Source organism: Tianxiuia mixotrophica (assembly GCF_050596425.1).
Taxonomy (GTDB): Bacteria; Bacillota; Clostridia; order Peptostreptococcales; family Acidaminobacteraceae.
Genome location: NZ_CP192292.1, coordinates 203,549 through 214,452, shown reverse-complemented (window position 1 = coordinate 214,452; position 10,904 = coordinate 203,549). Strand labels below are relative to the sequence as shown.

The following is a 10,904-nucleotide window of genomic DNA, read 5'->3' as shown; positions in this document are numbered from 1 at the left end:
ACGTCAAAGTAAATAGTTATTCTATTGCCTTCATAAGGGGGCAAAAATATAAAAAATGTGGTTGGACAAGCACTTTTGAAGCCTTGCCCAACCACACATTACTTTTCATCTCTATTCCTCTTTTAACCACTGGTCATAATAGTGCCGCAAGTAAGTCTCCAGCGTCTTGGCAGCCGGACTACAAATGGGTTCATTTCCATTTTCCATCCTTGCTATCGGACACCCGCCCTGACAAAGGGGCAAGACATTACAGTCCTCACAGGCCTCAGGTAGGGGCATAAACATATAATCTAAGTTTCGTTTATTGACATCTATGTCGGTAAATACGGTTCCCACCCTGTGCTCTGGCTTGCCCACTTCTTCATAGCATTTGAATAAATCGCCTGCTGGGTCAACGGCATAAGAAGCCATACACTGCGCCCCACAAGCCATATTTGTTGATTTCGGAAAATACTTTTCTATTTTTTCTGATGCTAAGAATTCCGGCATGAGCCCTTCATAGAGTGGCAAAAAATCATGACAGCTATAGCAATGACTATCGTAACCGCTGGTTGACTTAACATTCTTAATGGAAATCATAAAGCCAGGGTGATCTTTATAGCCCTCATCCTCATAAAAAAACTTCACAAGATCTGAGCTTTCTTTTGAGTTTTCTTTGTCTAGGTTCATTCGCAGGGTAATGGCCGAATAGGGCAGGGCTGTTCTGATATTTTTAACGATTGTATCAAAGCTATCGGACTTGTCCTTCATGAGCCTGCGCTTATTATGTGTTTCTGCCATACCATCCACCGTGATCTGAAAATCACGAACTTTACAGTCTCTCCCCAATATTTTACTGGTGCCTTCGTCAAGGAGGACACCATTTGTGATAATGGACGCGTAGTAGTCACAAGATGTGGTCTCACAAAGCGAAATGAACTTTTGGCTCATGCTTGTGATTGTGTCCAGTGCCATCAATGGCTCCCCACCAGTCCAAGTGACATGCAGTCGCTTGTAATCAGCCATCTGGGTTTGAACAAATTCCACAAGGGCTCCAGCTGTCTCATCATTCATAAACTGGCCTGTTTTATCCTCATAGCAGTAGGCACAGGCCATGTTGCAGTCTAGGGTCACTGCAATCGTCATAAAAAGGGTGTCACTCCTGTATGCTGCCTTATTTTGTTCAAACTGCAACACCCGCTTTTCATCAATGTCTCTTTGCACTAAAAACCCCATGTCTATCAGGTGTTCCACTACTTCTTTTTCATATTTTTCAAGATGGTCCGTCTCATCTAAAATACTTCGGTTCTTCTCATCAAGGACCACAAAGGACGTGTTCTTTGCATTAAATAATAAGGTGTTGTCTGCATCAATGGAAACAAGTGTATTAAATTTAGATGGTTTCAATTTCATTATGCTTCTCTCCCAGTTTTATCTACATCTATACGGGCCCTAGTCATTGGTTCCCCTAAAAAATATTATTCCATTAAAAGGCTTGCCAAGTAAAAGTTCATCTGGCATAGCCATCAAATATATATGTCACTTTGAAGGCGCCACATGCATTAAAAAAGCAATTAGAAAGCGAGCTTTCTAATTGCTTTCAGACCATTACATCCAGTACTCTACGCAGTGAGCATAATAACAACGATCTGTTTGAGCTTTTTTGCCTTTTTTAATAATCTTCATTATTTCCCCTCCCTCAAGTTGATATGTAAGACAAAATTATTATACAAAATATTTAACAGAATTTTCAGTCTTCTTTCACATTCAGACCTTTAATTGACATGATTTTTAAGTCTTTATCATGAAGGCCCTTACACGCAAAGATCCCTAGTGAACTTATATCACTCGGGATCTGATGGTCTTCCAAAATCCCTTGACCTTTTCTTGCATCTCCTGGTATTCAAGCAACTCTGGTTGCCAGTCATGGGGAAGCATGTTTTTATAATAGCGGTTGGTATACCTGTCATCTAGGAGAAGAATGAGTCCAGCATCTTCCTCTGACCGTATCAGACGCCCTGCAGCCTGCATGACCTTGTTAATGCCTGGAAAGGCATACGCAAAAGCAAAACCGGCCGATTCCTCTTCATCAAAATATTTCCGAATAAGGTCATTCTCAAGGCTCACAGTGGGCAGGCCCACTCCAACCACACAGACTCCTGTAAGTCGGTCTCCCAGTAGATCTATACCTTCTGAGAAAATCCCCCCCAGAACACAAAGCGCCACCAGTGTGTCCTTTCGGTCGGGCTGAAAGGCCTCAAGAAAGTCTTCTCGTTCTTCTTCAGACGTTTCTGTGGTTTGAATCTGAAAGTCTATATGGGGCATTCGCATTTCCAGGCTCTCATAAACCGTGTTTAAGTACTTATAGGATGGGAAAAAGACGATGTAATTGCCCTTATGCCCCTCCACAAAGCTCTCAATATACTGTATGAGCCTTTCCATGCTCCTTTCCCTATCCTTTAATCTTGTGCTCACACCTTTTGAAAGCATCATAAGGCGACGACCAGGGTCAAATGGGGAATCAAAAGCCCTTATAGGATCATCTTCTAAACCTCCAAGAATCCGTCTATAATACTTGAGCGGTGTCAGGGTTGCTGAAAAAAATATAGCTGATCGAGCATTTTTCAGTTTTTCCGATAAGTTGAAAGATGGATCTATACAGTACATTCTTGCACGAATATCTTTTCCATTTTGCTCATACAGGCATATATAGCAATCATCATAAATTTCATAAATACGCATGTAGCGCATGGCATCAAAATAGAGATCTAACACCTCTTCATAACAGTCAGCCTTCTGATTTTCAAGAAGCCAGTCTTCCGTCAGCTCAAGGAATTTTCTCACCTGTGGATAAATGGCATCTGGTGGATTATAATCCACAAAATATCCATCTTTTTCACAGTCTTTTTTCCACTCTAAAAAGACCTTATTCATTTTTTCCAGGGCCTTTATAAGAGAAGTGTTCCATTTGGGCACAGCCCGCTTGACCGACATGATTTTTTCCTTTGATAATTCTGCCGAATACATTTCCCGAGCCCGATCCACTAGATTATGGGCTTCATCCACCAAAAATAGATAGTCATCTGAACTCTCATCAAAGAAGCGTTTCAAATATACCCTTGGATCAAAGGCATAGTTATAATCACATATGACAAGATCAGCCCAAAGGGCCAGATCAAGTGAAAACTCAAAGGGACATACGCGGTGTTTCATAGCCACACTTTCAATGTTTTCCCTTTCCCAGGCATCCATCGTCCCCATTATGTCCCAAATGGCCTCGTTGACCCGGTCAAAGTGACCCTTTGCATAGGGACATTCATCTGGATTACAGGCACTTTCGGGTTCGAAGCATATTTTATCCTTAGCCGTAAGCGTTAAACGTCTTAAGCGAATGCCCCTTTCTTCAAGAAGTGACGCTGTCTTTTGTGCCACTGAACGTGTGATTGTTTTAGCCGTTAAATAGAATATGCGGTCTGCAAATCCCTGCCCCAGGGCTTTTATGCCTGGAAAAAGAGAAGACATGGTCTTGCCTATGCCTGTAGGGGCTTGGTAAAAGCCTCTTTGACCTCCACGTATTGTCTGGTATATAGCCACAGAAAGTTCACGCTGGCCTTTACGGTAGTTCTTGAAGGGAAATTCTGCTGATTTAATGGATCTATCACGGCACCTTAACCAGTCTCTTCTTTCATAAAGCCACTGAATATAACGATCCACAGTTTCTTCAAAGAAGGCTTCCAACTGCTCAAATGTAAACACTTGCTCTATTCTCTTTGTTTCATATGTGTGTTGTTTCACATATGTCAATTGAACCCCATACTCATCTTCAGGATGGGCCCCATCATCACAAGCTTGTATGTATGCATAACATTTTCCCTGTGCCCAGTGGACAGGAACACCTGCATCATCTATTTCACTTAATTCTCTTGTAGAAGATTTGATTTCATCGATCATTGTGATGCCCGCATCAATAAAAATACCATCTGCACGCCCCTGGACAGTCAGCTCAACACCTTCTAGGATAATACTTTTTTTCAGCATGACCTCCGCCTGGTAATCAGCCCCCATTTGAGACTGGATATACTGGTGGGTTTTGGTGCCTTCTACCGCAGAGCTTCTGCCTTGAAATCGAAGGTCTAAATCTCCGCTTCTATCTATAAACTCGACAAGATTTCTAACTGAAATCGTCTGTTTCATGTCTTTCGCCTCCCCTTATATCTCGGCGTATTATATTCTTATATAATAACATATGTTCGGGTTGGATATGTAAATTCATGCCACTAAAAAATCCCGTGAGCACTGTTTGAGTCACTCACGGGATACCAGTCATTCGTTTGAATCTGATTATTGTAAACCAGCTGCAATGCGAATGGCAGCCTGATGCTTGCTGTCCTGACGTCCGTCAAGATGTCTTGTACTGCCTGCAAAGTGTAAATCACATACACCATCCATGTCGTTGTTCTTAATTTTATCTAGGTTGTAGCCATAGCCATAACCAAGACTTCTATTATAAACAAGGGCCTCCGCTGGCTTGTCATCGCGACCTGCGTGTGGCATAGCTGACATAGATGCTGCTATGACCCGGTCGTTTACAAAAACTAGGACCGGTCGTCTGCCCCAGCTAAAGTCACCGCCGTATGTCTGTTTGATGATTTTAGAGTCTTCCGCTGTCATGGCTTCAACATCTGCATGGTTGCCACCAAACGTCATCATAACATTGTACTCAAGACCTGTATATATATCACGTATTCTCAGTTCTGTTCCACGGTCTATGATCTTGCCCTTAACGTCTGACCACCAGTTCAAATACTCACCGTGCTGAACTCTTGACACACTACGGCTCACCGTCACTTCTTCAGCAATGATTGTTAAACCGCGTGAAGCCATAATTTCTAAAGTGGCCGGACCAACAATCCCATCCACATCAAGTTCAAAAAACTGTTGAAAAGCCTTAACACCATCCACAGTGGCTGCATCATAATATCCGCTGATCTGGGAATCATCACTCAGCCAGCCGCTCTTATAAAGTGCTCTTTGAATGACAGCCACATCCTTGTGTCTGTCACCTATTTTATAATATGACTTTGAGAATGTGTAGTCCTTGGTTTCAATATCGCTCATCTTGAGCATGCCTATGCTCAACATTTTATCCACGACAATTTGATCAACCACACCATCCTCTTCAAAGCCCCACTCAGCTTCGAAGGCCTTCACAGCATTTGCATCTTTTTCTTCATCCGTCAGTTCTTCATCTGATACAGTGTAATAACCCGCTTCATAAAGCGCCTTTAACACTTCAATTTCAGTCTTTGCCTCATCGTTTTCTGCCCACGCAAATGACCCCATACCCAAAGACAAAACTCCGAGCACGAGGAGCGCCATAACCTTCTTCAATGTTAGCCTCCCTAAAATAAACCTATATGAGTTTTCAATAATCCTTGCCCGCGCGTGGATTTTTATTTTTGTTTCCTAAGCGCTCTAGAACTGGACAAGTTTCTGTTATGTATTTTCTTGTTTCAAATTTTCATGCAGGTATATCATATCGTATATCAAAATGAATTACCAGTAAGATAAAGGTAAAAAGGTTACATTTTTGTGAACCTTTCGACTTTTTTCGACTTAATATTAGACTTTCTTTCCCTTTCATTTTCCACAAAAGGCTGTCTGTTGTAGATCATTGTTTCATTTTAACGAATGTCTATCTAGTGTCTATCTAACGTCTATCTATTGTCACTAAATAGAAGACCTCCAAAATATAATTTTGGAGGTCTAAACGTTCTTTTCATTTGTTCTATCTTTTCATTTGTTCTAATCGTTGTAGGCTAAATACTTATTTGCTTTAGACAACACAACGCGGGAATAGCTTGTTTCATACGTCGCATATTTTTCATAATATTTTTGGAGATTGTATGGACCACGGTTATACTCCGACAAAATACGGTTGTAATTACTTCCATAAGCTGTTTTAAGTGTATTTAAGTAAACCACAGCAAGCCCAATATTGTATTCTGGTTCATAAATGCGCTCTGGATCATATTCAAATCCAAGTTCATCTTTGAAGGCATTGGCCAGCCATTTTTCCGTTGGAGGAATAATTTGCATGTAGCCTCTGTCTTGAGATGTTCCCACTTCATATTGATTGAAATTACTTTCAAGTTCCATGATGCCTAGCAGAAGAGATACTTTAAGGTCGTATCTATTTGCATAATCCACTAGTATAAGGGACGTCTTGAAGTCAAGTGGTGTTTCCAGTGAAATATCTTTGGCCTTTTCCAGGTCTTCATTTGTGTAAGAATCCAGATCAATGAACTCTTCAATTCTTTTCACTTTTGCTTCAAGTTCTTCTTTTTCTTCAACTTCTTTTTTGAGTCGCTCCATTTCCTGACTCATTGATTCAATTTCCATTTCGTACTTGTCGGATTTTATAGCGAGCGTTTCCGCTTCATTTGCTTTCATCTCCAAAACGTCAATGCGGTTCTTTACCGAATAAAATGTACCGCTGACCCCGACGGCTATTCCGGTCAGAACGCCTACGATTAGGATCATGATCCTTTTCATATCTGACATGACCGTTCACACCTTTCTAGAGTTCCAGGAGGCTAAAACCTCCGTCTCATTTTCTCTTTTTATTTTGCTCTTATATGAGCTTTTAGAAGATCTATAATAAAATAAAAGATAGCCCGAATTTTTTCGGACTATCGATTATACCTTAGCGATTATATCACATTTTTTTTATCCTTCAAGCTTATTTTGAACAAAAACACAAGCCTGTAAAATACATAACGCTTTCCAATCAAAGCTGTTTTACCTATTCAAAACTAGTATTTTCAACACTCAAGGCCTATTGACACCATATGATCATTCCATATTTTGCTCTGGAATTTTGTATATATACTCCACACTTGTATTGAATTTTTCGAATGGTATGAATATTTCAACAACCCGTTCAGTCGTTTCTGTATTCATGTTTACAGGCACTAATATATAGATTCCTGTATCTGACAAGTAGAAATCAGGGTTTGAATTTTTATAAAAATCCTCTAAGGAAACTGCGTAATACGTACGACTTTCTTCGAAAAATGCTTTTACCTTGTTATTTATATAGTCTCGTCCCGCTTGATCACCGACCACATCTCGAAGCCTAATATTCTTTTTCTCTTTCAAGTTATAGTTGAGGGCCTCGGTTGTCCAGTAATACGATTCATCAGCCTGTTCAGTGTAAATATCTATACGAAGAGAAATCCAGTTTCTTCTATTAAAGGTTAACTCGAAGTCACTCCAGATATAGCTTCCACCTGTGTACATGCCATCAAAGCCTTGACCAAGCATGCGCTTTTCAATAATAGATCGAGCCATTAAATTTAGTTTCCCTTCTTCAGCCCGATCTGTAATACCACTGAAAACTGGATAGTAATACAAGCTATCCGTGCTTGTCCATCCATAGGCCACATCTACAAAGGCATCCGGATAGACGCTTGAATTTAGATACCGTTTTCTATAAAACTCAGGATAGTGAATAATATAGTTGTAAACGTCTTCTGTCCAGTACCTGTCTGATGCGTTTAAGGCCTCAACCAAACCTGCAATAAATTTTGTCATAAGTGTTTCTTCTTTATAAGAGGCAATTTCTAAATATATGTCATAGTAGACAGGCTTGATGAGGTCACTTTCATCGTAGGGGTGATTGTCCTCATAGCCAAAAACCATGGCAAGTAAATATTCATTGGCAATGTTGCTCACCTCGAGAAGTCTTTGTGACTTAGGATAACGGTTGATATAAAGATCATACTTCATTAACCTTTCCATGGCCTTTACAGGGTCGCCCACAATGCCGTTTTCATCAATTAAAGGTTTTTGCTTCTCTAAAGCCATCAGCTCAAAGTAATCTGTGGCCTCCCTAGCAATATGCCCTTCAAAGCGCTTTAAGATTTCATAGTCAATTTCAACTTTATACAGCCCCATATCTGACTTTTCCAAGGTATAGCCAGAGCGGACAAGGTCTAGTAGTACCGCCTTAAGGTCTGGCTCTTTTATGTTTTCAATACCACTTTTATTGAATCTATTCGGAAAATAGGAATAGAGGTCTTCATGATTGCCCCTATCAAAAATCTTGTTGCTAAACTCTGCTTTTTCTTCTATTAAAAGCTTTTCATACCTTAATACATACTTGGTGAATGTTTCTTGATCCAGATTGTTTTTACACTTTTCTATCACAGATATGGTGTTTATGGTTGGATTAGAACTCTCCACAGCTTCATTAAAAGCCTTGCAGTATTGTTCTTTGTATTCAATTTGAGTCTTATAACCTATCTCATTTGACTCGGAACATCCACTCAGGAGAAACATGAATGACGATGCTAAGACGAATGCTATAAATTGTTTTTTCATCTGATTCATAATCCACCTTTTCTAGAATGATCTGTCTTTCTTCATTTCAAAATAGAATGAGACGCCTGTATCTGTATTGGAAATTCCGAAGTCCACATTATGCTGAACAAGGATCTCACGCACAATTGACAAACCGAGTCCCGAGCCACCGCTGGCCTTACTTCTTGAGGGATCAACCCTATAAAAACGATCCCATACATGGGCCAAATGATCTTCCGGTATTGGATCACCAGGATTGACAATTGTGATCCGTACAGCCTGACGACCCTCACTGAGCTTAACTTGTATTGTTGAACCCTCATAGGAATACCGCATGGCGTTATTGAGTCCATTTGTTAGAACCTGTTCCATACGACGCCGATCCGCATAGACCAAGGTTGGGTCAAGTTCAACACTTAATTTTAAATCCATGCCTCTCTCAATAATTTGTGGCTCAAGTTTCTCACAGATAGATCTGACAAACGCCCCACATTCAAAGATTTCAAGATCAAGGCTGTTGGGATCATGTTCTATGCGGGAAAGATCTAGCATATCTTTTACAAGGGCATCCATCTTGTCCGCTTCTTCGAGAATAACATCTACAAAATAGTCCGTTTTGCCTTGGGCAAGCCCATCCTTAATGCCTTCTGCAAAGCCCTGTATTATGCCAATTGGAGTTTTAAGTTCATGGGAAGCACCACTTATGAACTCCCGCCGCATGGTCTCGAGGCGCCGTTCTTTTTCTATATCTTTTTGAAGTTGAGCATTGGCCAACTTCAGTTCTTCCATATTGCTTTGAAGATTCATGGACAAAGTATTGAGACTTTGCGACAAATGACCAATTTCATCATCCGTTCTGACTTCAATATAGTTGCTGAAATCAAGGTCCGCCATTTGCCCCGCAATGGTATTGATTCTTAGGAGGGGCCTTGTCACAATTCTGGAAACCAAGTAACTTAGAAAAACACTCATAATGATAGCTGCGAGAACAATTATGGCATAATAAGAACTCAAGGTTTCCACAGCTTCAAGTATGGGAAGTTGGGATGCCACAACAAAAGCATAATGAATCTGATCCCCTTTTTTCATTGGATAAACCCGGGTCAAGTAGCGCTCACGAGAGATGGGCTCGCTAAACACAAAGGCTTGTTTCTCAGGATTGTCCATAAGCTCTTCTTTTTGCCCCTTCATGTTGGAAGCCGTTTTGATATTGTAGTGCCTGTTCCAGTAATCTACAACTGACCACAGGGCATGACTTTCAACCCCCTTGATAATGGCCTCTTCCGTTGGGAGATTCGAAGCTTTCATGCGCCCAGCAATCCGGTCCAGATTATCACTGGAGCCGTCATAGCCATAAACCGGCTTATAGTCAATTATGACTTCATCCCCGACCACAAGGCGAACTGGAGACATGTGTAGACTTTCCACCTTCCCAAGAAGGAAGCCTTCCGCGTGAATTTCAGCACCCATTTGAATGTCCTTGATCCGGCTAAATTCCTGATCACTAAGAGACGCATTTAGTTCCAAGCTGACTTCAACACCAGAATAGTCTTCAACAAGCATATAGTAGGTTTCATCATTCAACATGTTTATTGACTCATCCACAATGGCCATACGAACCCCATTGGCTCTTTCAAAGGCCGTTGTATTGAGCCGCAGTTGGCGTGTTGTCCAGTCTGAATCGGAATACAAAGCACTAAAGCCCTCCATCTTTTGATCGAGCGCTTCTGCTTTTCTTGTCGTATAAAAGTTTTCAAAAAAGGCCGTCTGCATATAGAGGGCCCCTGTGATAAAAACAATGAAGATCGCTAGCATGAGTGCAAAAACCTTGGCTGAAATTCCTCCACGCAGCATTTACTTCACCTCAAACATATACCCTGCACGAATAATTGTTTTGATCATCCCCGCAGAGCCATTCATTTTGCTTCTTAACTTTTTAACATGGGTGTCTACCGTCCGCAGGTCCCCAAAATAGTCAAATCCCCAAACTTGGTCAAGTATCATTTCTCGAGTCATGACCTTGTTTTTGTTTTTCATCATAAATAGAAGGAGATCATACTCCTTTGGACTAAGGTTAATGGACTGGCCGCAAATCTGGACTTCACGTGAATTGACGTTTACAGTGACTTCGCCAGCCTTTATCAAGCCTTCATCGCCACTGACCCGCCCTTGAGCACGTTTGAGAAGGGCCTCTGCACGAGCCACCAAGACTTTTGGACTGAAGGGTTTGGTGACATAGTCGTCCGCCCCAAGGTCAAATCCAAGCAACTTGTCTTCATCTTCACTTCGTGCGGTTATAATTATAATCGGAATGTCTGACTTTGTGCGCAGTCTCTTGCAAACAGTCCATCCATCAATTTGTGGCATCATTATATCCAACAGGACCAAGTCCACTGTTTCATTTTCGAATAAATCTATGGCTTCAAGTCCATTTGAAGCTTCTAGGACATTGTAACCTGCTGATTCAAAGTACGTGGTCACGATTTCTCGCATTCTTTTTTCATCTTCAACAATCAATACTGTATACATTCTTAACTCCTCGCAAATGAATCCCATCCGCA

General features: G+C 41.0%; 7 protein-coding genes. All 7 read right to left on the bottom strand.

Translation table 11 applies throughout. From position 1 onward, the window contains the following. Positions 1–111 precede the first annotated feature (111 nt). Positions 112–1,392, bottom strand: coding sequence for a radical SAM protein (locus tag ACQ4KW_RS00975; protein WP_430884689.1), 1,281 nt, complete (start codon positions 1,390–1,392; stop codon positions 112–114). 426 nt (positions 1,393–1,818) lie between these two features. Beyond that, positions 1,819–4,173: an ATP-dependent DNA helicase gene (locus ACQ4KW_RS00970; RefSeq protein WP_430884688.1), complete on the bottom strand. Its 2,355-nt coding sequence runs from the start codon at positions 4,171–4,173 to the stop codon at positions 1,819–1,821. A 147-nt stretch (positions 4,174–4,320) separates the two neighbouring features. Beyond that, complete coding sequence (locus ACQ4KW_RS00965; protein WP_430884687.1) at positions 4,321–5,370, bottom strand: peptidoglycan-binding domain-containing protein; 1,050 nt, start codon at positions 5,368–5,370, stop codon at positions 4,321–4,323. A 414-nt stretch (positions 5,371–5,784) separates the two neighbouring features. Beyond that, positions 5,785–6,543 (bottom strand): transglycosylase SLT domain-containing protein, encoded by a 759-nt coding sequence (locus tag ACQ4KW_RS00960; RefSeq protein WP_430884686.1) that lies wholly within the window; start codon positions 6,541–6,543, stop codon positions 5,785–5,787. Positions 6,544–6,834: 291 nt separating this feature from the next. Next, positions 6,835–8,373 (bottom strand): hypothetical protein, encoded by a 1,539-nt coding sequence (locus ACQ4KW_RS00955; RefSeq protein WP_430884685.1) that lies wholly within the window; start codon positions 8,371–8,373, stop codon positions 6,835–6,837. Between the two features lie 12 nt (positions 8,374–8,385). Next, complete coding sequence (locus ACQ4KW_RS00950) at positions 8,386–10,197, bottom strand: sensor histidine kinase (RefSeq protein ID WP_430884684.1); 1,812 nt, start codon at positions 10,195–10,197, stop codon at positions 8,386–8,388. After that, positions 10,198–10,872, bottom strand: coding sequence for a response regulator transcription factor (locus ACQ4KW_RS00945; protein ID WP_430884683.1), 675 nt, complete (start codon positions 10,870–10,872; stop codon positions 10,198–10,200). It lies immediately after the preceding gene. Between the last annotated feature and the right edge of the window lie 32 nt (positions 10,873–10,904).

Excerpts from the sequence above, each read along its gene's own strand:
- ACQ4KW_RS00975 (WP_430884689.1), bottom strand. The coding sequence starts at position 1,392 with ATGAAATTGAAACCATCTAAATTTAATACACTTGTTTCCATTGATGCA.
- ACQ4KW_RS00970 (WP_430884688.1), bottom strand. The coding sequence starts at position 4,173 with ATGAAACAGACGATTTCAGTTAGAAATCTTGTCGAGTTTATAGATAGA.
- ACQ4KW_RS00960 (WP_430884686.1), bottom strand. The coding sequence starts at position 6,543 with ATGTCAGATATGAAAAGGATCATGATCCTAATCGTAGGCGTTCTGACC.
- ACQ4KW_RS00955 (WP_430884685.1), bottom strand. The coding sequence starts at position 8,373 with ATGAATCAGATGAAAAAACAATTTATAGCATTCGTCTTAGCATCGTCA.
- ACQ4KW_RS00950 (WP_430884684.1), bottom strand. The coding sequence starts at position 10,197 with ATGCTGCGTGGAGGAATTTCAGCCAAGGTTTTTGCACTCATGCTAGCG.
- ACQ4KW_RS00945 (WP_430884683.1), bottom strand. The coding sequence starts at position 10,872 with ATGTATACAGTATTGATTGTTGAAGATGAAAAAAGAATGCGAGAAATC.